At 40.6% G+C, this 22511-nt stretch carries 19 protein-coding genes; 3 read left to right on the forward strand and 16 right to left on the reverse strand.

Going from position 1 to position 22511, the window contains the following annotated elements:
• Positions 1–45: 45 nt before the first annotated feature.
• Positions 46–1398: an amidohydrolase family protein gene (locus ACFPZG_RS13350; RefSeq protein WP_317940971.1), complete on the reverse strand. Its 1353-nt coding sequence runs from the start codon at positions 1396–1398 to the stop codon at positions 46–48.
• A 175-nt stretch (positions 1399–1573) separates the two neighbouring features.
• Between ACFPZG_RS13350 and ACFPZG_RS13355 the strand changes: the two genes are divergently transcribed.
• The gene (locus tag ACFPZG_RS13355; RefSeq protein WP_283734040.1) at positions 1574–1801 is read left to right on the forward strand and encodes a hypothetical protein; all 228 of its coding nucleotides are present in this window, start codon (positions 1574–1576) and stop codon (positions 1799–1801) included.
• 231 nt (positions 1802–2032) lie between these two features.
• Here the strand turns inward: ACFPZG_RS13355 and qoxD are convergent, their stop codons facing one another.
• From qoxD to qoxA, 4 genes are read right to left on the reverse strand one after another with little or no spacing between them, the layout of a single operon-like run.
• Positions 2033–2314, reverse strand: a complete 282-nt coding sequence (qoxD, locus tag ACFPZG_RS13360; RefSeq protein WP_283734039.1) for a cytochrome aa3 quinol oxidase subunit IV — start codon at positions 2312–2314, stop codon at positions 2033–2035.
• A gap of 1 nt (position 2315) precedes the next feature.
• Positions 2316–2912 (reverse strand): cytochrome aa3 quinol oxidase subunit III, encoded by a 597-nt coding sequence (qoxC, locus tag ACFPZG_RS13365; RefSeq protein WP_283734038.1) that lies wholly within the window; start codon positions 2910–2912, stop codon positions 2316–2318.
• Positions 2899–4857: a cytochrome aa3 quinol oxidase subunit I gene (qoxB, locus tag ACFPZG_RS13370; protein ID WP_317940973.1), complete on the reverse strand. Its 1959-nt coding sequence runs from the start codon at positions 4855–4857 to the stop codon at positions 2899–2901. Before qoxB ends, qoxC begins: the two co-directional genes overlap by 14 nt.
• A gap of 44 nt (positions 4858–4901) precedes the next feature.
• Positions 4902–5795, reverse strand: coding sequence for a cytochrome aa3 quinol oxidase subunit II (gene qoxA / locus ACFPZG_RS13375; protein ID WP_283734037.1), 894 nt, complete (start codon positions 5793–5795; stop codon positions 4902–4904).
• Positions 5796–6169: 374 nt separating this feature from the next.
• Between qoxA and ACFPZG_RS13380 the strand changes: the two genes are divergently transcribed.
• A complete protein-coding gene (locus ACFPZG_RS13380; RefSeq protein ID WP_283734036.1) occupies positions 6170–7441 on the forward strand; it encodes a TolB domain-containing protein in 1272 nt (423 codons plus the stop codon).
• 45 nt (positions 7442–7486) lie between these two features.
• Here the strand turns inward: ACFPZG_RS13380 and ACFPZG_RS13385 are convergent, their stop codons facing one another.
• The 9 genes from ACFPZG_RS13385 to ACFPZG_RS13425 form a co-directional block, all read right to left on the reverse strand.
• Positions 7487–8416 carry a hypothetical protein gene (locus ACFPZG_RS13385; RefSeq protein WP_283734035.1) on the reverse strand — a complete coding sequence of 310 codons (930 nt, stop codon included), beginning with the start codon at positions 8414–8416 and terminating at the stop codon, positions 7487–7489.
• 194 nt (positions 8417–8610) lie between these two features.
• Positions 8611–9549, reverse strand: a complete 939-nt coding sequence (gene arcC / locus ACFPZG_RS13390) for a carbamate kinase (protein ID WP_317940974.1) — start codon at positions 9547–9549, stop codon at positions 8611–8613.
• 103 nt (positions 9550–9652) lie between these two features.
• A complete protein-coding gene (locus ACFPZG_RS13395) occupies positions 9653–10927 on the reverse strand; it encodes a YlbE family protein (protein WP_317940975.1) in 1275 nt (424 codons plus the stop codon).
• A gap of 181 nt (positions 10928–11108) precedes the next feature.
• Positions 11109–12857 carry an acyl-CoA synthetase FdrA gene (gene fdrA / locus ACFPZG_RS13400; RefSeq protein WP_317940976.1) on the reverse strand — a complete coding sequence of 583 codons (1749 nt, stop codon included), beginning with the start codon at positions 12855–12857 and terminating at the stop codon, positions 11109–11111.
• Positions 12858–12956: 99 nt separating this feature from the next.
• On the reverse strand, positions 12957–14006 hold the full coding sequence (gene allD, locus ACFPZG_RS13405) for an ureidoglycolate dehydrogenase (protein WP_283734032.1): 1050 nt from the start codon (positions 14004–14006) through the stop codon (positions 12957–12959).
• Between the two features lie 52 nt (positions 14007–14058).
• Complete coding sequence (allD, locus tag ACFPZG_RS13410; RefSeq protein WP_283734582.1) at positions 14059–15108, reverse strand: ureidoglycolate dehydrogenase; 1050 nt, start codon at positions 15106–15108, stop codon at positions 14059–14061.
• A 24-nt stretch (positions 15109–15132) separates the two neighbouring features.
• Complete coding sequence (gene allE, locus ACFPZG_RS13415) at positions 15133–15900, reverse strand: (S)-ureidoglycine aminohydrolase (RefSeq protein WP_283734031.1); 768 nt, start codon at positions 15898–15900, stop codon at positions 15133–15135.
• 58 nt (positions 15901–15958) lie between these two features.
• Positions 15959–17188 carry an allantoate deiminase gene (allC, locus tag ACFPZG_RS13420; RefSeq protein WP_283734581.1) on the reverse strand — a complete coding sequence of 410 codons (1230 nt, stop codon included), beginning with the start codon at positions 17186–17188 and terminating at the stop codon, positions 15959–15961.
• Positions 17189–17461: 273 nt separating this feature from the next.
• Positions 17462–19108 carry a PucR family transcriptional regulator gene (locus tag ACFPZG_RS13425; RefSeq protein WP_317940978.1) on the reverse strand — a complete coding sequence of 549 codons (1647 nt, stop codon included), beginning with the start codon at positions 19106–19108 and terminating at the stop codon, positions 17462–17464.
• A 77-nt stretch (positions 19109–19185) separates the two neighbouring features.
• Here ACFPZG_RS13425 and ACFPZG_RS13430 point away from each other — a divergent pair, with 77 nt between their 5' ends.
• Complete coding sequence (locus ACFPZG_RS13430) at positions 19186–20055, forward strand: alpha/beta hydrolase (RefSeq protein ID WP_283734029.1); 870 nt, start codon at positions 19186–19188, stop codon at positions 20053–20055.
• Between the two features lie 53 nt (positions 20056–20108).
• Here ACFPZG_RS13430 and ACFPZG_RS13435 read toward each other — a convergent pair whose 3' ends face one another.
• On the reverse strand, positions 20109–21455 hold the full coding sequence (locus ACFPZG_RS13435) for a uracil/xanthine transporter (RefSeq protein WP_317940979.1): 1347 nt from the start codon (positions 21453–21455) through the stop codon (positions 20109–20111).
• The gene (locus ACFPZG_RS13440) at positions 21452–22411 is read right to left on the reverse strand and encodes a DUF2877 domain-containing protein (protein ID WP_283734028.1); all 960 of its coding nucleotides are present in this window, start codon (positions 22409–22411) and stop codon (positions 21452–21454) included. Before ACFPZG_RS13440 ends, ACFPZG_RS13435 begins: the two co-directional genes overlap by 4 nt.
• Between the last annotated feature and the right edge of the window lie 100 nt (positions 22412–22511).

Here is a 22511-nt window from a genome sequence, read left to right on the forward strand (position 1 = left end):
AAGTAGGAGGCCAATCATATACGATTGACCTCCTACTTTTAGTATTTAATTTACTTGCTGTCCCATGTAAGCATCCCATTTTTCCTGGAATTCACTTATCTTATTATTCATATCCTCTTCGCTTGGTATATGCGCAAGGATTTCATCCTGACTATACAGTTTACCGCCTTTGATGATGCGATGGATGTCTGTAGTATGTCGAATAGCTTTTAGCGGATTTTCGCTTAAAATAACAAGATCGGCAATATAGCCTTCTTTTATCACACCGATATTCTCAAGATTGATGGACTGGGCTGCATGAATTGTTGCGGCTTGCAAGGATTCCAATTCCGTAAATCCTATTTCATTGAAAATCTCCAATTCCCTATGAAGCGCCATTCCAGGAAACGTATAAAGGAGCGCAGGCGTATCTGTTCCAGCTACAACCGTACCACCTAAATCGTAATATGTTTTCGCAATGATTTTGGTGAACTTCGTCAATTTACCGACTTGTTCTTTCACTCCTTCAATGTTGCTCTCCATCGCCTTCCAATGGTCAATCAGTATATTCCCTTCTTCCAGAGAGTTTGTTATTTTGTTCTTTGGATACCAAACTTCAGGATACCTCTCCGCTTGGTCTGAAAGGACAATCGTTGGGCAAAGTTTGACATTGTATTGAATCATCTGTTCACAAAGCTCTTTTATCTTATTTTCGTCCGGTTCATCCCAATTAATATGACTCCACTCCGTTTGGTCTGCCGATGGATACCATCCCGGATAAAGCGCCTGAGCAAACCCGGATGCATGCTCAAACCAAGTGACACCAAATTTAGCTACATCCAAGGCATTTAACTCTTTGGAATGAATAATGTCGCAACTCACTTCCAAATTGAACTTTTTCGCCTCGTCAACCGTTGCTTTCATCACTTCTTTATTCGCCCATCCATAAAGTTTTATAAATTTCGCTCCCACCTCAGCCTGTCTTCTCACTTCTTTTCTCGCCTCTTCCGGATCTTCGGTCACCAAGTTTCCGAAGCTCGTCGGCCCCCAAAGCCCTGGCTCTCCGTCAATCATCCGATCTGCTGCATAGACTCTTGGTGTCGGCGCATCTAACGGAGCTTCGATCAAGCTTTGAAGAAATATCACATTTCCAGCTGTATTTCGGACCGTCGTGATGCCGGACGCCAAAAAATGCGGAGCAAAATTTTCCTGGATATGACAATGCATGTCAATCAACCCTGGAATGATGAATTTCCCTTCAGCATCGACAGTTGGAAGGTGATCCGGTACCATTTCAGTCGAACGATAAATTTTCGAAATCTTATTTTCCTTTACTTCAATTGCACCGATGAAAGAATCCCCATTTTCCACATCGATAATCATTCCATTCTTTACAATGTATTCTTTACTATCAACCATTTCCATACCCCCGTGAAAGAATTTTGTCAATATACATTCAATTTTAGATGAAGCAATTACATATTCATATACCAAAACCGAAAAGAGCATCTAAAGGCCTAAAAACGGAAGGGCCCAAAAAAATATTTGACAACTTTGTGAACAAGGTAAATAATAAAGAAAAGGGGTGTTGGTAATGGATTCCAGATTAAAAATGTTGAATGCAGTAAAAGTAGTCGGGTTAACCATCCTTACCATCGGAATCGCCATATTCTTATACGGATTTTTCGTAAGCGATTACAGCGCCATCACAGGCGTAGGAATTGGTACAGTAATGGGAGCCATATTCATTTTCCTAATGGGCATTTTTTTCGTCGCAACAGAAGAAATGCAAGAAAAAGTAAAAAGACAACTTATGCAATAAAAAGCCAAAAAGGGAGCACCCAAAGCGGGCGCTCCCTTTTTTATATATTATCATCCAGCTCCGGACGCTATCTGCTCGGGTCGCTTCGGTTCTGAAAGAAAAGGCAAAGAGCGCCTTTTTTTCAAACCCTCCAGCGCCTGTCGCAGCTAAAGCCGTCACGAAGAACGGCCTTTTGCGAGTAAAAACGTAGCGTTACGAGCAGTGGTCGCAAGCGTCCTCCGCTTTTGGGTATCACATATCCCATACCAAGATCAACAACGTACCAAAAATCGTGAACAACGCTATAGCGATGCCATAGTAGATGTTCATATAAATTATCGTCTTATCCTCTGACTCCCCTACATGCATAAATCCGACCAACTGAACGGCCGCTTGCACAAAAGCAGTAGCTAAAAGAATCGTAATCCCGACATTAAATGACACATCCAAGAAATAGACAGTCAACGCAGCTGCCGTCAGAACCAATGAAAAGACGAAGCCCATCACTTGTTTACGTGGGAATAACTCAATCATCTTACATCATTCCTTTCAAATAGATGAAGCTGAAAATGAAAATCCAAACAACATCTAAGAAGTGCCAGTAAAGCGAAAAGATAAACGACTTATTGGCCGTTTGAGGCGTTATGCCCTTTTTCTTCACTTGCATAATGATGAATAGTCCCCAGAAAAGACCAACCGTTACGTGAGCCCCGTGCGTTCCCAATGTTGTTAATAAAATGCCAGTAAAGGCACTAACCTGAAGACCCGCACCAATATGTGCATAGTGCATGAACTCATAAATCTCAACGCCAAGGAACGCAAGACCAAGCAGCAATGTAATCGAAAAGAAAGTCAACATGGCATTCTTTCGTCCGATTCTCATTGCATGTATACCAAGACCAATCGTGAAACTACTTGTTAAGAGCACAAACGTTTCAATGAGAACAGGAGTGAGCTCAAATATCTCAGCTCCTGCTGGTCCATTTCCAATACGGTTTTCTAATGTGAAGTAAGTCGCGAAGAGGGTTGCAAAAAGCATTACTTCCGCACCGATGAAAACCCAGAAACCAAATATATTCATCTTATTTTGTTCAGTTGCATATTCAAGAGGAACCGAGTTATCTATTTTCATCAGTCAACACCTCCCAATCTTTTTCCGTAGCTTTAATATCCTCAACAGAAATATAATGTCCGTCGTCTTTTTCAAATGAACGATGTGCCATGCATGCGAATATTGCTATCGTTGTAATAATCGCTGGGATCCACATGCTAAATACGAACGAGAAGCCCCAGACGAAGAAAATACAGCTCATGATAAACGGCATACCGCTATTATTCGGCATATGAATCTTTTCGATTTCACCTTGGAATATCGGCTTCCCGTTTCTCTTATGATCCCAAAGCGCTTCGATTGAATCGACTTGTGGAGTCCGTGCAAAGTTATATGATTGGACTGGAGTTTGCGTTGCCCATTCAAGTGTACGAGCATCCCATGGATCCGATCCAATGTCCCTTGAAGAATGGCGCACGCTATAATAAACGTTGTATACGATCAATGCAAATCCAATTGCAAGTCCGATTGCCCCAGCAAAGGAAAGCATATTCAACGGACCAAAACCAGTTGCTTCGGAATATGTGTACATACGTCGTGCTTGTCCATCTAACCCCGTGAAGAACATCGGGAAGAATGTGACGTTAAAGCCAATTGCGACAAACCAGAATGCCCATTTTCCGATACGTTCATTTAACATGAAACCAAACATTTTCGGCCACCAATACGTTAGACCCGCAAGCATCGCGAAGACGACACCTGGAATGATTGTGTAGTGGAAATGCGCGACCAAGAACATCGTATTATGGTATTGGTAATCGGCACTCGCCATACCAAGCATGACCCCTGTCACCCCACCGATTGTGAAGATCGGGATGAACCCTACTGAATACAGCATTGGTACCGTAAACTTAATCTTCCCTTTCCTCATCGTCAACAGCCAGTTGAAGATCTTAATCCCGGTTGGAATCGCAATCGCCATTGTCGTGATGGAGAAAATACTATTGGAAAGTGGTCCTTGCCCCATCGTGAAGAAATGGTGCATCCAAACTAAGAAGGACATAAATGAAATGACCACGATTGAAGCGACCATCGATTTGTATCCGTAAAGATTTCGGCGTGAGAATGTAGAAATGATTTCACTATATATACCGAATGCCGGCAATATAAGAATATATACTTCCGGATGCCCCCAAACCCAGAATAAGTTCGCCCAGAGCATGTCCATTCCGCCATTCGTCATAGTGAAGATATGTGTGCCGAATAGCCGGTCCATCGTTCCAAGTAGAAGAGCAATGGTTAGTACTGGGAATGCGAAAACTACGATTGCATTTGTGATTAAAGCAGTCCATGTGAACATTGGCATTTTCATCAATTTCATACTAGGTACTCTCATTTTGAAAATTGTAACGATAAAGTTAATACCAGATATTAATGTACCAATACCTGCAATTTGAATCGACAGCATGTAGTAGTTTGTACCGACCGATTGACTGAAATCATTCCCTGCAAGTGGGAAATATGATGTCCAACCGGCGTCAGGAGAACCTCCAATGACAAATGAGATGTTGAATAGCATTGCTCCCATGAAGAACAACCAGAAACTAAGTGCGTTTAAACGTGGGAATGCTACATCGCGTGCCCCGATTTGGAGTGGTACGACAAAGTTCATTAATGCGTATATGAATGGCATTGCCATGAAGATGATCATGACAACTCCGTGTGTTGTAAATACTTCATTGTAATGTTGTGCATCTAACAGAGTATTATCGGGAACGGCAGTTTGTGCACGCATCATTAATGCGTCGACCCCTCCGCGGAATAGCATGAGCAATGCGGCGATGAGGTACATGATACCGATTCGTTTATGGTCAACCGTTGTTAGCCATTCACCCCATAAATATCCCCATTTTTTGAAATAGGTTAAACCTATAACTATTGCAATCATCGTTAGACCGATGGCAACCATTGATGCGTAGATTGCGGGGCTTGGATGAGGTATGGCAAATCGATCAAAGTAATCCATTCTTGTTGTACTCCTTTCGAAAATCTAAAAAAAGATTAGAGCTATTAATGACCTGAATGGTCTGTGTCTTCCTCTTCATGTGCGTGTTCTGAATCGTGTTCGTTTGAACCGTGATGACCTTCGGGTGGTGGTAGGAACCCTAAATGAGTTCCGCTGAATGTTAATTGACCGAGGTGACCTGGTTCTAACAATTCATCGAACTTTTCTTCAGTAAGGGGTTCAGCATTCGCTTTTACATCTTCAACCCATTTATCAAATTCCTTAGGAGGCATGGCTTCTACGTGGAAGATGTTTTCGGCGAAGCCTTTCCCGCTGAAGTTTGCGTTTCTTCCCATGTACTCACCTGGAACTTCCGCTGCGAGGTGCAAAGTAGTGATCATGTCTGACATCGCATACTTTTGTCCGCCTAATTGTGGAATCCAGAAGCTTGTAATTGGACCGTAAGAGTAAAGTCTGAACTCCAATGCACGATCTGTCGGGATATATAAGTAGTTCACTGTTTCAATATCTTCTTCAGGGTAACTGAAATGCCACTTCCAGTCAGAGGATGAAGCGTAGACAATCAGCGGTTCTTGATCCTCATATCCTTTTGGAGTCGCCTCAACTTCATATGTGGATTTGACCGTAACAATTGAAAGGAAAATGATTATAATTACTGGAATTGCAACGATGAATGTTTCAACAATCGGATTCCCTTCAATATGTGGTGGTTCATAATCCTCACTTTGTTTTGAAGCGCGGTACTTAAATACGACATACGCCATCAGTCCGAAAACAGCAATCACTACGATTGCCATCGTCGCAATTGAAATCCAAATGACATTGGCAGTCGTTTCAGCTTGCGGCCCTTTAGGATCCAAAACCATTAGTGGTTCACAACCCGCCAACACTGCGAGAAGGCCAATAACTAAACTTAAAAAAGTCCATTTCTTTATCATGAAGAAACCCCTTCCTTTTAATCTATAAGCTGTTAAACAACCGAAGTAATGTGTGACTTCAACATCTTGTTCTTTATTTTAATAGAATGAAAAACTAAAAACAATTAGATGAACTACACTTCACAAAAACTTCACCTGAAAACGTGAAATACTGTCACTAAACGTTCATCATTCAGTTATATAACGGACACATTTCAATTTGATTACTGATGTATATTTTGTTAAAAAATAAAAACAAACCAAAATTAATTACTAAATTCATTTAAACAAGCGAGTCTCTAAAAGGAGCACGCTATTTGTGATACTTGCCAGTTTTTCACACGCTTACTTTGTTAGTTAACGGAGAACCTATTAAACGAAAGGTGTTGATAATTGTGAAGTTATTTCAATTACTGGTTGTTTTATTTCTTCTGATACCACCTATTTCCCATGCAAATACAGACACTGATCAGGTAAAAGTAGCTTTTACGCGCGATGGCTTTCTTTTTGTTAAAACAAACGGCGAGGAAGAAAAAATAACTGAGGAGAAGGCAATCTATCCTTCTCCACCGGAATGGTCGCATGACAGTAAAATGTTGCTTTATCAAAAACTTGTGACTGATTCCCCTGATGATCCCGATAAAACGTCAAATGAATTATGGGTATATGATGTCGTAACTAAAAAGCATCAAAAAATTTTCTACAACGGTAATAATCCTCAATGGTCGCCTATTGAGAATATTGTCGCCTTCAATGCGGGGGGTGTTTTGAATATTTCCGATTTGAAAAACTTCTATAATATTGCATTAGGGGTGGATGATTACACATGGCAGCCTGATGGAAAAGGTTTTATCGCTTCTTCCGGTGCATCTCTTCGTCCTGATGGATGGACCCATACGATCCTTTATACGATCTCAATTGAAAATGGCTATAGGAACATTCCTGATTTAATGGACCATGGAAAGAAATTGTTTGTGGTCCCGAAAGAAGTACGAAAAGGTGATGTGAGTGTCATTTCTATCGGGGCGGAAAAACTTACTTATTCCCCAGATGGAAAATGGATTTCATTTGTTATTTCTCCTACTGCATCCTGGTCTATGGACAGTGACATGCTTGCATTGATTTCTTCAGACGGGAAAGATTTTGAAGTGATAGATGAGGTAATTTTGGAGTTTACTCCCAAATGGGCATATACCAAGAATCTTCTTGGCTATATCGCAGGCGGAGGACGGATTGTCTTTGGATTTAAAAATAAGGATATGAAAGTAACAGAGATTCCCATGGATTCAACCGTTAATCTTACACCTGAAAATTATGCGGAAATGGGCTTCACATGGGTTGATGACAATTCACTTATTGTCTCAAGGGTTCAGGAAACAGAGTGGTCCAATGACCCAAAAAAACGACCAAAACCAGTTTTATATTTAGTTTCTTTGACTGATGAACGTCAAATCAAACTGACAAATCCTCATAAGAATAAAGGGGATTATCAACCACAGTTTTTAACTTCCATTGATAAAATCACTTGGCTAAGACAAAGTGATTTGGTGGAGGGCCATGGAGATCTATGGAAGGCAGATCGAAATGGAGAAAATGCAGAAGTTTGGATTAAGGATGTGGAGTTATACTCATTTTACCAAAAACATACAAAAACGAGTCCTTTATGAGGACCCGTTTTTGCAATCTATATCAACCGCGCGCGTTGTCCTAGATTATGCCTTTCGGTTTACTATATCCATGAGGTTCTGACGTTGTTCTTCAGTTGCATTTTTACTGAACTCCACTAATTCTTCAACTGTATTAATTGCTCTTCCAGCAATGTTGACAGGTAACGCTTCGGTTAGTCCAAAGAAGATAGTATTTAGATGGACCGTAGCTGTCGTCTGACGAATTTCTCCGGAATCGTCTTCAACCAATGTTACTCGGTTTACGACATCTCCTTCTACAAATGTGAGTATTCCTTTGAAAATATTTCTTGTATAGTTAAACACCTGTGGCGTGTCCGTTGGATCCAGTAAAATCGGGAAGGAAATCCCAATTGGCCCAGAAACATCGAAGAATCCTGGTAGGAATCCACCCGGTTGTTCAATGATTTGATCAGATTCGATCGTGGCTCTTTCATCAATTTCTGTTAAGTTTGTACATGTTGGAGTTGTGACATTAATAGGCGCAGTCACGACAAGTGGAAACTCTCTTTCATCAATGCTTACGACTGCGACATTACGGTACTCCCCAGGACCATGATCTGAAAATGATATTTCATATGGGAAACAAGCAATTTCCCCAGGGGCTAATTCATGCAAACCTGTTAATGGGAATGGTCCAGCAATTGTCGTGAAATCGAGGTCAGGCGCGGCTCGGAACTGAATTTCATCCAAAATTTCCAAACCAGTAGTCGTTGCATTTCCATAATTCGAAACACAGACAGAGCCGGATACTGTATACGTTCTTGTTTCACTTTGTACAAATCTATCTGCAGTAATTCGGTAATGAACGGGTATTGTATCAGATGCAAAGAAGTTAAACGTAATATTTTCTGGTGTAGCTGTTTTAACAATTGACCAATCGTAGACGATTACTTCGTTTAAAACGACAGAATTAGCTGTTTTCGTCGCAGCAATTTTTGGTATAAGTAACCCCATATTGTAACCTCTTTCTTTTTATTTTTGAGAGCGCTCTCTGTACCAAGATATGTAGCCTTTACAATCTGAGATGGACAATCCTACTGGTCTAATCGTATACTTTTCAATAAATCCTTCAATCCTGCCATTTAAATCAAAAAACAGCCCAGAAAATCAGTGATTTCACTGACTTTCTGGGCTGTCTCATTTTATGATTATAGTGTTACTCGTGTACCCGTTTTTCCTTCAAGAGCATCTTTTAGCTTGTCGATTGAAGTAATGACGACGTTTTTGCCGCCTTTTTCTAAGAACATAATCGCTGCTTCGATTTTTGGACCCATGCTTCCTTTCGGGAAGTGGCCTTCTTCCATATAACGAAGTGCTTCTTCAACTGTCATTTCAAGCAAGTTTTGTTGTTGTGGAGTTCCGAAGTGGATCGCCACTTGTTCAACACCCGTTAAGATGAATAGGTAATCTGCTTTTACTTCCGCTGCAAGTAATGCACTTGCGAAGTCTTTATCGATAACAGCATCTGTACCTTTTAGAATACCGTTTTCTTCAGTGACAGGGATTCCGCCGCCGCCAGCTGTAATAACAGTAATTTCCTTGTCAAGAAGTGCTTCAATAGCTTCTTTCTCAACGATTCTAACCGGTTTTGGAGATGCGACAACGCGTCTGTACCCTCTACCGCTATCTTCAATGTATGAAATTTTCTCTGTCTCAAGAATTTTGTCTAATTCTTCTTGTGTGTAGAATGGACCAATTGGTTTCGTCGGAGTCGCGAATGCTGGATCCTCTTTAGAAACAACGGATTGCGTAACAATTGTTGCAATCGGTCTGTTAATGCCACGTTCAACCATTTTGTTCTTGAATTCTTGCTGGATCAAATAACCAAGGTTACCTTGTGTTTCAGCATCCAATACATCTAAAGGATAAGCTGGAACAACAGATTCCGCCATTTGGTTTTTAATTAACGTATTCCCAACTTGCGGGCCATTTCCGTGAGTGATGACAACTGTATTGCCTTGTTCGATTAAGTCAAGAACTGGACCGCTACTTTCACCAATGTTTTGGATTTGCTCTTCAAGCGTACCTTTTTGACCTTCTTTAATAATCGCGTTTCCGCCGATAGCTAAAACGATTTTTTTACTCATCAATATCTCTCCTTTACCCTTAAAAATCATTTCAACAAAGTATATAACAGAAAAGTGGAGAGGAACAAGAAAAAAAATCCATTTCCTCTCCAAATCAATTTCATTATTCTGCTTCGATTAAACCAAGTTTCACTGCATATGCATCGATTGCTTTTTCAAATGCAGCCAATGGAGCACGAACAGTACCCGCACCGATTTGTCCAACGCCAGCTTCTCTGTGAGCGATACCTGTGTTAATAATCGGTTCGATTCCAGTTTCAACAACTTTTCGAGCGTCGATTCCAAGGGCAGAACCTTTGAAATCCCAAGTTGGTATGGAGAAGTTCGGGTTGTGATCGATACAAATATCCATCATATCGTTACTTGTCGTAACTGCATCATCCATACCGCCAGCACCTACGAAGCGTGTTACGCCAGGAGCAGCGATCATTGCAAATCCACCAACACCAAATGTTTCAGTGATTGCACTGTCACCCATGTCTTTACAAGCCATGTCTTGATCGTATCCTGTGAAGAATAGACCTTGTGGTGTATTAACCGGTGCTGTGAACCATTGGTCACCCATACCAGCGATACGGATTCCGAACTCATATCCGTTACGGCACATTGCTGTTACAACAGTACCATGTTGGATTTGTCTTGCCGAATCCATTACTGCTTTTGTGGAAGCCATAGCAATGTTCAAGAAGTACTGATCTGTGTCAGCAAGGAATTGGATAACGTCTTGCTTGTCTTTTTCATCTACATCTGTTTGTAGGATGTATGGAACGATTTCTTTTAAGAAGATAAGTGATCCCGCAATATTACGTTGGTGGAATTCGTCACCCATTGTAATTGCTTTCGCCATCATAACGTTGACGTTTAGGCCGTCACCTTTAATGTTAAGAGCTTTAGATAGTGTTGGTCCAAGAACATCTCTGAACCAGTTTAGACGGTTAATTACTTCCTCTGAGTAAGCACCGAAACGAAGTACTGCACCAATTCCTTCATTCATTGTGCAGTATGCACGGTTTCCGCCGTCACGATTTTCCGCAACGAGAACAGGCATGCTTCCGGATGTGATTCCGCCCATCGGACCTACTGCGTTTACGTGGTGACATGGAATAAATTCGATTTCGCCGTTTTCAAGCATAGTACGTGCATCATCAGCATTCGTTGCCCAGCCTTCAAATAATGTAGCACCAATACATGATCCTTGCATTGGGCTTGTCATGTTTTCCCATTTGATAGGCGGTCCAGCATGAAGTAATACTTTCCCGTTTAATTCTTCAATAACTGATTTCGCTGGCACTACATCATTTAAAAATGGTGCGCTTGATACAATTTTATCGATAACCGCTCGGTTTGCTTCATCAATTGTTTTAAATTGTCCGTACATTGTGGTTTCCTCCTGAAAAATCAATATTTCTATAAAGATTACCTATTTAAAGCTTCAGCCATTTAGCTGCAGCGCCTATGAGTTCGGGTCATAAGCCGATTTGGCTGTGAGGCAAAAGACGCCTCTTCGCCAAGTCGTCTTATGCCTGTCGCTCCTAAACAGGCGCTTCCGCTTTTGTTTATTATTTAAGAAGGCTTAAGATTTTGCGTAGTCTTGGGTTTCCGCCAGCAACTGGACGCCAGTCATATTGAACAACTCTGCCGCCGTTTGCAGTAACCGAATTAGTGAAGCTCTTCAAACCAACGTTAACAACGTTAGGTTTTTCAGACAATAGTTTCTGGATTGCTTCTGAAACAGTAAAGTCAGCATTTGTAGCTGCTTCTTTCATTGGAGTTACTTCTTTTATTCCTTCTTCAACTTGAATGCCAAGCATTGCTAAAGCAGTAAGAGTAGCTTGGTTGTTGCTATCACGAATGATAACTCCAGCTTCTTTTAGTTTCGCCTTTTGCTCATCGATGCCTTGTGGGTCTTGATCCGTACCGCAAACAGTTGCAACGAAGTAAATGTTTTTGCCATTTGCTTTTGTTTCTTGTTGGATTTTTTCGATGCCTGGAAGCAATGCGCCAGCCATATCTTCGTGTGCGCCATAGCCAAGAACAAGGTCAAATAGGATGACTGCTGTTGATTCGTCTTGAGCAGCTTTTTGGAAGAATTGGATTCTTGTATCTGGATCAATCATTGGATGTGGTTTTCCTTGTGTGTAAATATCATCACCAAGGTCAATTACTTCAAAACCGTCCGCATTTAGAAGGTAACCAGCTTGGCCATGGTCAGTTTCTCCAAGGTTCAAGCCTCTGCTGATCAACGTAGCTGCTTCATACCCAAGCGTACCGCCTGAATATAGACCTTTGATCGTTTTTTGTTCTAACTTCAAGTCAACTTCAGGCACATCTGAATGTAGCGTGTTGTAATTTGGTTTAATTGGATTGCCTTTTACAAGATCGACAGCAATTGCTGCTGTTTCTTCAAGCGTGTTTGCATAGTACACATTTCCTTCATGGTTATGTGGCTCTTCTCCAAGGAAAATCGCAACAACCGGTTTAGAAATGCTGTGTAGCAATTGTACAACTTCATCACGAACTTCTTTTGCAGGGGGCTTAGAAACAAGTGTGATCACTTCTGTTTGATTATGTTGCGCCAATGCTTTAAGGCCATCCAACATTGTGATTGCACCGATCTTGTCAGAAAGGTCGCGTCCACCAGTACCAATTGCATGGCTAACGCCTGCGCCTAAACGGTCGATTTCAGTCGTTACTTCTTGGATACCTGTTCCAGAAGCTCCGATAACACCGATTTTTCCTGTTTTCACTACGTTTGCGAATGCTAAAGGAACACCGGAAACGATTACTGTACCTGCATCAGGACCCATTACAAGAAGACCTTTTTCATGAGCTTTTTCTTTAATGCGGCGCTCATCTTCTGTCGTTACGTTGTCACTGAAAATCATGACGTGCATATCGCGGTCAAGTGCTTTTTCCGCTTCTTCAGCAGCATATTGGCCAGGTGTTGAGATGATAGCAATATTTGCATCAGGTAGTGCATTTACAGCTTTATCCCATGAGTTAACTGTTTCGAAAGCTTCTTTACCAGCGCTAATTGCTTGGTTGCTTAGATAGTTATCCACTTCGTCGAGTACTTCTTGGATTTTCTCTTCTTGTTCTGTATCGACAACGATACACATATCGTTGGACGCAGCACTTTCAAGTTCTTCAGTGAAAAGGCCTGCAGCCTTGAGGATATCCTTGTTGGCAGGTGTTCCCATCATGATTTGAACTTTGATGATGCCGTCCATTGTTGAAATTTTGTTTGTGAGAAGCATTAGGTTAACTGAATCCTGGTAGGAGTTCTGTTTGACGATTGTATATAACATGTTTTCACGCACCTCTTTGTTTATTTTTTCTTTAGTTTTTTAAAAATCGACACAGGAAAGGGGTGGCCATTTGGCATGACCACCCTTTATATTTCAACCTTACTTTGCAAAAGGGCTTTTATGATCATATGCATTGTTATGGACAACGTCTGAAATTAGGTATTCATAAATGTCATCCACGATTTCGATTCCGTTTTCTGCGTATTGCTTTTCACGTTCAGCACTTCTTTGACCAGGATAAGATACGTGATCGAAACCTGGAGCAGGTTTAATATTATTTAGGTCCTGCATTGTTGTAGCAATGCCTTCTTGGAATGTGCTTAATCCGCCAAAGTATTCGGGATTAATAACGATGTGTAGCTGTCCAAGATTCCGGTACTCAGTAAGATCATGGTACATTGAAGAAACTTTGTTTCCAAATGGAAGTCCCAACAGAATTCCAGATAAGACGTCTACCATCATCATAAGTCCATAACCCTTCGGTCCAGCAATCGGAACTAAAGCACTAACTTTGAATGGGTCGGTTGTAGGCTCTCCTTCGATATCAACAGCCCACGTGTCAGGAATGGATTCATTTTTTGAACGAGCATGAAGAACTTTACCCCAAGCTTGAACAGTTGTTGCCATATCGAAAGTGATATGTTGGCCGTTTTTGCCTGGCGCCGCAAATGCAATCGGGTTTGTTCCGTAATATGGCTCAGATCCACCAAAAGGAACGACCATCGGGTCAGATTGGCATAGTGAAATACCAACTAAGTTTTCATTTGCAGCTTGTTGGACGAAATAAGAAAGTGCACCACTGTGACCGATTCTTTTTACACCGACTACCGCTACTCCATTTTCTTTTGCCATTTGTATCGCTTCGTCCATTGCTAACTTTGCAACGACATGACCTACACCGTTATCGCCATCAAAAACAGCTGTTGCAGGACCTGTCTTTTCAAATGTGAAGTTTGGATTTGCGTTCAATCCACCTTTAGCAATTCGCTCTGCATAATACTCAACTCTCATTGCTCCATGGGAGTGGACTCCTCTTGCATCCGCATGAACAAGCACGTCTGCAACTCCACGAGCATGGTCCTCTGTCAAGCCTGCCTTATGCAACTTTGTTGTAATTAACTCATTCAATTGCTCACTACTAACTCTCACTCCACACACCCCTATTAAGTTTTTCAGCCGTTATCTACTCAAATAGTGAATATTATTCAGCGAATGGATTTTTATGGTCGTATTGATTATTATGGATGACATCAGATTTTAAATACTCGTAAATGTCATCGACAATTTCAATGCCGTTCTCTTTATAGTTCTCAATGACAACATCATTGTTTTGTCCTGGGTAAAGAACTTTTGAGAAGCCCGGTGCAGGTTTGATTTGATTCAAGTCTTCCATCGATTGTGTGATGTCATTTTTGAAACTAGTTAAACCTGTAAAGAATGCTGGATTAATGACAATATGCAATTGACCAAGTTTCCGGTATGCCGATAAATCTTCATACATTGAGGAAACTTTATTACCAAATGGAAGTCCAAGAAGGATTCCTGAAAGAACGTCTACCATCATCGCCAATCCGTAACCTTTTGGACCTGAAATTGGCAATAACGCGTTCACTTTTAATGGATCTGTCGTTGGTTCTCCATTGCCGTCAACTGCCCATGTATTAGGGATTGACTCATTCTTAGAACGTGCATGAAGAATTTTACCCCAGGCTTGTACAGTTGTTGCCATATCCAATGTAATCATTCTTCCATCACTGCTTGGTGCAGCAAAGGCGATTGGGTTTGTTCCGTAGTAAGGCTCTGCGCCTCCGAAAGGAACAACCATTGGATCCGATTGACAAACTGAGAATCCGATTAGATCTGCACTTGCCGCTTGGTTTGTGAAATAAGAGATTGCTCCGCTATGAGAGATATCTTTAACACCAATGATGGCAACTCCGCTTTCTTTTGCCATTTTGATGGCTTCGTCCATAGCTAATTTAGCCGCTGTATGGCCGTTACCACCATCGCCATGAAATACGCCAGTTGCTGGGCCTGTTTTTTCGAATTTAAAATCCGGGTTAACATTCATACCGCCCTTAGCGATTCTCTCTGCGTAGTATTCCACACGAATTGCTCCGTGGGAATGAATGCCTCTTTCGTCCGCAAACGTTAGAACGTCTGCCGCTACATCAGCATGCTCTTCTTTCAAACCAGCCTTATGAAGTTTTGTTTTGATTAGATCTTTTAGTTCATCTCTACTAACTCTCATCATGACACCTCTTTAGTCTGTAAATTATAGTGATGCATCACGATTGCAGTCTTTGGAGTAAACATATGTCAACGGTTCTCTACCAACCGCATACGCTGCTTGATGCACATATGGCGCCATAAAAATGTAATCGCCTTTTTTAACTGGGATCCACTCATTGTCAAGGTTGTACATACCTTCACCAGATAATAAGTATGCGCCATGGCCTTGGTAATGTGTTTCAACGAATGGGTGGCTTGCTGCTGGATCAAATGAAAGAATATGGAAGTTCATGTCGAATTCAAGATCCATTGGCAATAGATCTTTCAGGTGAACGTTATGCATGTCATCATAGTCCATATATTCGATTTCGTTAGCATGACCTGATACGACCCATGGCTTACGGCCGTTTGCAAGAGGATTGTGTTTTTGTTTGTAAAGGAATAGACGTGAATCGCCAGACTCCATGTTTTCCAAATACATTTTCACACCAGGAGGGCAGTATAAATAGCCGCTTTCTTCAAGAATGAATTCTTGATCGTCCGCTTTTGCTTTAATTTTCCCACTAATAACGTAAACGAAGCATTGCACGTCTTCTTCTCCACAGTAACCTTCGCTGTTTTTGCCACCTTCATGCATTGTGACCATATAGTCTACAAAGCTTGCGCCAAGTTTCGGTGAACCCAAAATAGAGATTCGGCAATTTTCAAATCCAGGGATGACATTATTCACTAATCCTTCTGGAGCGATTAGAGCGTATTGCCCTGGCTTAATAATAGATCTGCTTGATAATAAGTCTTTTGGATAACCCATCTTCACATTCTCCTTCGTCTCTATATAATGATTCGGCTTGCGCCTAACCTACAATTCCTTATTCTTTATAGCCTAATTCGTAAAGTGCACCGATAAGCGCTTTGACGCCCTCAGCCAAATCAGCAGGCTCAGTAAATTCAGCTGGATTATGACTGATTCCTTTCAAGCTTGGAACAAACAACATTGCTGTTGGGACAACAGGAGCATAAATCTGTGAGTCATGTCCTGCTCCGCTATGCATCACTTTATAATTAAAGCCATTTTCCTTACATTGCTTCTCGATAAGATTAACTACTCTTTGATCCATTGGAACTGGATCTTCGTCCATCCAAAGATCGATGTTCATCTCAACACCATGATCTTTTGAGATTTCCTGCATTCTTGCTGTCATTTTTTCCGTAAAGGACAAAATCGCATCTTTATCCGTATGGCGGACGTCGATTGTAAAGATTGCCTTCCCTGGAACTACGTTAACGATATTTGGAACAGCTTCAACTTTTCCGACTGTCGTTACGAGTGGATCGCCAATCTCAATAGCCATAGAAATAATTTCGTGAATCATATGGCTCGCTGCAAACATTGCGTCTTTACGGTAACCCATCGGCGTCGTGCCGGCATGGTTTGCTTCGCCTGTCAATTCGATCGTATATCTTCTTTGACCGACAATATTGTTCACTACACCAATGTCAATTTTTTCGGTTTCAAGGACGCTTCCCTGTTCCACATGGACTTCTACGAAAGCTTTCAAGTCTTTGCGAGATCCTTTGGATTCGTCTCTGAAGTCAAAGCCTGCATTTCTCATCGCTTCGACAAACGGAACGCCGTTGAAATCTTTAATTATTTCAACATCTTCACGTTTTGCGATTCCTACTATATTTTTAGAACCCCAGAAAGAATAAGGGAAACGACTTCCTTCTTCTTCTGCCATCGAAACAACTTCGATGTTTCTTACTGGTTCACCAAAATGTTTTTTCAAATATTTCAATGCGATGATTCCGGCAACAACACCATATGCACCATCAAAACGGCCACCGTTTTTCACTGTGTCAACATGGGAACCGGTCAAGATCGTTTCTTCTGTATTTTTACCTTTTAATGTTCCGTATAAGTTTCCGACTTCATCAAATCGAGCTTCAAGGCCTTCGCTTTCCATCCATTCCTTTAAGGCGTTCTGACCTTCCACCCATTCTTTTGTATAGAGTAAACGAGTAACTCCACCTTCCGAATCTTTACCGAATCCTGATAGCCATTTAAGCTTACTATCAGTTTCTTCAGCTAAAACATCCAGTTTTTGTATAATATCTTTCGGTGTTTCGTTCAATCTATTTCACCACCCTTTTCCGCTATGTTTTTTCAATGCATTATTAGATAACGCTCAATATTGTTTGTAATTCATGCAGATAGTATGCACGAATTAATCTTCGTTCACGGATGGACTATTAGCTCCACTATTAATTGTAGTCATTACAACCGAAATAGTCTTTGGCATAAGAGGATAAAGATTTTAGTTTTTTTTATCCTATAAGGATAAAAAACACTTTAGTTCGAAAAGTCTATATTCTCAGTTCTTACGTTGTATCAATTCATGAATTTTAAGACCAACCCTTACAGATAACATTTCTTCAGAATCGTCAAAATCCATGCCTGTTATTTCTTTAATCCTCTCTAAACGGTATACAACAGTCTTATAATGGACAAATAGCTGTTTGGCTGTTTGCGCAGCGTTTTGATTGCATTCTAAAAATATTTTCAATGTATTCAGTAAGTCTGCATGATTCGCCTGTTGATATGCTAGTAATTCCCCAAGAGACTGGGGAATAAACTGTTTTAAGGCAGATGCATCTTCAATATTCCGCAGCAGCCTAAAAATGCCTAATTCGGAAAATGTCGTTATCGAGGCTAATCCATTCAATGTTGCACCTAAATCCAATGCATCGTGAGCTTCTCTGTAACTTTTTCGGATTCCTGAAATATCGTCAATCGCATTTCCAATCCCAACTTGAACATCGATATCTTTAATTTGACGTTTTATTAACGTTTGGATGGATAGTGCGATTTTCTTTATTTCATTTATTACTGACTTATCATTCTTGCTTATTTTCTCTACTTTCCAGAGAATGATAAATAGGTTGCTTTTAGTTGATATAATGCCATTCGGCAAGTAATGATGGATTGCTTCGCTCACAACAAAATGGTTTCTGTCGGAGAGTCCGCTTTTCTGTTTAATAACGCCATCTTCACTACGATTTATCTTAAACAGGACTGTCGTAAACGCACCGGTAAGATCCCACCCGATAACGTTCGCTTTTTCAAAGACAGCTTCCATCGATTGGAATCTTCCACTTATCAATTCCTCAATCAAATCGTTCTTATATTTCTTTTCAACCTCTGCTACTGCAAATTGTTTCATTAATTCAAGAGATAAGGAGGTTACTGCATTTTCCACAGCGATTAAATCAAGTTCACCTAAAGAGTTATTATTTTCCCCGATTAGGAGATACATTTTGTTATGGTTAAGAGTATCAATCGGAACAACAATTTGATGCCCTATGTTTTTCTGTTCAGGGTATTTTACGATTTGCCGGTAATGGGGATATTTAATCCCTGAGGTCTGTTCGTAAAAGTGAACTTTCTCTACCATTTGGAACTTTTCGAGATTAGGATATGTTGAAATAATCGGGTTAAAATTCCGATCAAATAATGCGACAGGATTTCCAATCAACTCTTCGAGTGTGTAGATAATCTTTTCTAATCCTTCACCCGCAAGCGATAGAGCTGTAAAACGATCGTGAATCTCTTTATAGTATTGGAGCTTTATTACCTGATTATTGAAAAGCTCTCCCATGATGGGATACATCACATCGACGAATGGAACGCTGTTTGGAAGCTCGATAATGGGCATTCTATATTTCTTGCCAATTGCAAGTAATTGTTCGATAAACTCTGGGTTAAACTTTTTAATTATCAGAGCACTTACTCTTTTTGCTGCCAATTTCCCGATGAATTCTTTTAGTTCATTTTCGGTAAAGTTTCTTATCGAGTATAGACTTGTTAAGATTACTTCACCGCCTTTTATCCAATCTGCTATGTCGGGGCCTTCCATTATGGTGACGCCTTGGATTACGTTGTCATTGAAAGCTTGTCCTGCTATTATTTCCGCATTTTTCATTGGCTCCATGGCCAGTAGATCTTTGATCTTTAATTCCATTTGACGCATTCCTTTCCGTCTTTAAATGAAACTGATATGATTTATTTAATACCATTAAAGAGAAGAGTGACATCGTGTTGAAAACAACTATTGTATATAAACAAGGACAGAATTTTGAACTTAAAGGTGATTTCTATGCTGTTAGTGAGAAATCACGACCGCTCATTGTCTTTATTCATGGTGGCGGTCTAATATGGGGTTCCAGGGAAGATATTAACCAAACGCAGATAGAGTTTTTTCATAAAGCCGGTTTTAATATCTTTTCCATTGATTATCGATTGGCCCCGGAATCTAAATTACCTGATATCAAAGATGATATTGATGATGCCCTATTCTGGGTCAAAAACGAGGGCGTAAACCAGTTTGACTATGACTCGGAAAGAATTGCCGTTATCGGTAGCTCTGCTGGTGGATACCTTGCCCTTCTGTCCGGAACTTTGACAAACAAACCAAGAACAATCGTTTCGTTTTATGGGTATGGGGATATTACTGGGGATTGGGCGGTGAAGCCAAGCCCGCACTATACAAGCATGACAAACGTGCCAAGAGAACTTGCAAAAATGCTTTTGTCTAAGGACATCATTTCCGTTGGCCCAATCGAAAAACGATACGCTATTTATATGCATGCCAGGCAGCACGGTGTTTGGATTGAGGAGTTAAGTGGACTTATCCCGTTTTTGGAAAAAGACAAACTCAAAAAGTACTCCCCACTCTTCAACATTCATGCTGATTACCCACCAACCTTGCTCCTTCACGGAACAAATGATGAGGATGTCCCTTACGAACAAGCCGTCCTCTTTGCAGAAAGTTTACAGGAAAATGGAATCGAAGGAAAACTGATTACCATTCCTGAAGGCAAGCACCAATTCGATAATGACTGGGAACTTCCCGTTGTGCAAAATGCTTTCAATGAAGTACTTACCTTCTTAAACGATCATTTAAAGTAAGCCAAAATACAAAAATAGATGGAGGAAAATTTTACATTATCCCCCATCTTTTTTTATTGTTTATTGGACAACTCGATTTCTTCTTGATCTTCCACACCGTATTTATCCCATTTGATAAGATTTTCCAATAGGAGTGAAAGAATAATCCCCACAAGTAGTCCGCTGCTTAGTACTGGACGGATAATGCTTGGAACCGTGATGAAATAAGTCGCAGGCAGCGTCATAATAACAATCCCGACAAACAGCGGAATTGCCGAACGATACACATTGACTGTATTAAATTCAACATTTTTAAAGAAATTAAAAGAAGAATTTAAGAGCAGTAAATAGGAGACAAACAATGCTGCACTACCGACGCTTAATGGAAGTTGAGAGAAAAAGTGGCCGATTGGTGGGATAAGTCCCATTACAAGGAACATAAGACCACCAAGAACAAACGGAATTCTATTTATAATTCCTGTCTGACTTAAGAAACCAATCGATGACACGTAAGGTGAATTTGGTACAAGACCAAAAATACCTGCAATCAGAGTGAAAACACCTGTAATTGTGAACGACGCTCTATACTCGGATTTAGTCGTTTCCACCTTATACATACTTTCCGTACCTTTTAACGCACCAAATGTATTTGCCGCGTTTAATAAACCAGCTATGACAGTTGTAATGATAATTCCCATATCCCATGCAGGCTTTCCTAACGGGAATAATTCAAGTTTAAACGATGTCGCTTCGCTGATGGCACTTTCCGGCCTGAAGATAAGCGCGAAAATAACCCATCCAACGATAATTCCAATGAGTAACCCATATCGACGGATGCTTGTCGGGGCCTTCACACTAATCACGATGACCAACGTTGCAATCACAATCGAAAGTAAAGAAACTGGTACATCGATATGTGCACCTCCGGATTGGTTTCCGAACGGGATACCAAGCATTCCTTTTAAAAAGATACCGATTAATTGACATCCGAATAAAAACATAAATACACCCATTACTGCTGGTGTAAATAATTTAGCGATAAGTGGTCCAACCCCAGTTACGCCAATCAAAAAGGTCAGAATCGCAACAATGATTATTCCAACCGTTAAACTGCCTCCAAGTATAGACAAAGGCATACCTTGAGCCGCAGCTGTTGTTACAAGTGTTAAAATGACGCCCCACCAAAGTCCGGATTGACCTTCCATAATGGCACGTTTATGTCCAAAATAGGCTTGAATGATACACGCAAGACCTGTTACGACAAATGACAACTGCAGCATATTAACAATTGTCTCTTGCGAAAGTTCAAAAGCAGCACCGACAGTTATCGGGATAACAACTATATTTGTAAAAATAAAAAAGAGCCATTGTAAGCCCGAAATCCAGTTACTTGATTTAGCTAACTCTTTGATAACAATCACCTTTCTTTTTTGTGAATAACAACTGAGGTAATACCTACTAAAACGCCTAACAATGTGTCGGCGCCAGATGTATGTCCGATTTTCTTCAATTCATCAAGAGCCTCAATTAATTCAGATCCCATTGGTTGGTTCAAAACAGAACATATCCCTTGAAGATGTGAATGAAACTTATTGTCAGTTGCATATAGAAGATACTCTAAAGCGATATCCGTTGTACGTTTTCGACCACGGTCATCCAAATAGGATTTAAGTTTTCCGATAAACGTTTGATCAATCCCCTCAAAAGCAGAAAGGACTGCGCAAATTCCTGTAATGACATCATCTCCACTCGGGGTGAGCCCAAGACCTCTGCCGATCCAGTAATCGAATACTTCTTCAGCTTCGATATCTTCCTCATTGCGTACAAGTTTCATCAAACTTGATAGTTTACCGAAAATGATACTATCCCCATGGGAGTTTGAGGAATCTAATAGATAATGAATGATTTGCTTTTTTTCTTCTTCATTATCACCGAGACCCGTTTGCCAATCGTCTTGAAGTAGCCTGTCGGCAACGAATGCAGCATTTGTTTTTATATATGATAACTGGTATACAACCGGCTGCACCTTATGATTCGCCCAATTCACTTGATTGAGCGAAAGCCAAAGCCCTTTTGGAAAGATGATTGACTGCGATCTAACATCCCAAAAAACTTCCTCGCTTGCATGTGCAAGCTTTGTAAGAAACAGGGCAATTTCCTCGCTTAGACCAATTCCGAATGGTGATAATCCATTTGGAAGTGCACCGATATGGATAAGGTGTTCGCCAAAGGCCAAATTAAAACTGCTGTTAAAAACACTGTGGACACGTCCCTTTGGGCATTCATTCAGGATTTGATGTATATCACCACTTGCTGCTAGTGCAGTCAATGTAAATGGTCCGGTATGGTCGGTGTTTTCACCCATTGAATAATACAATATTTTCACCCCAGAATTAAGATAATATCCATTTTATGACTTCCCACATTTTTTCACTAACTATTCAAGTCTACAACTTTTCTTAATTAATGTCATTGTT

The organism is Sporosarcina thermotolerans, from assembly GCF_042658975.1.
Lineage (GTDB): Bacteria > Bacillota > Bacilli > Bacillales_A > Planococcaceae > Sporosarcina > Sporosarcina thermotolerans.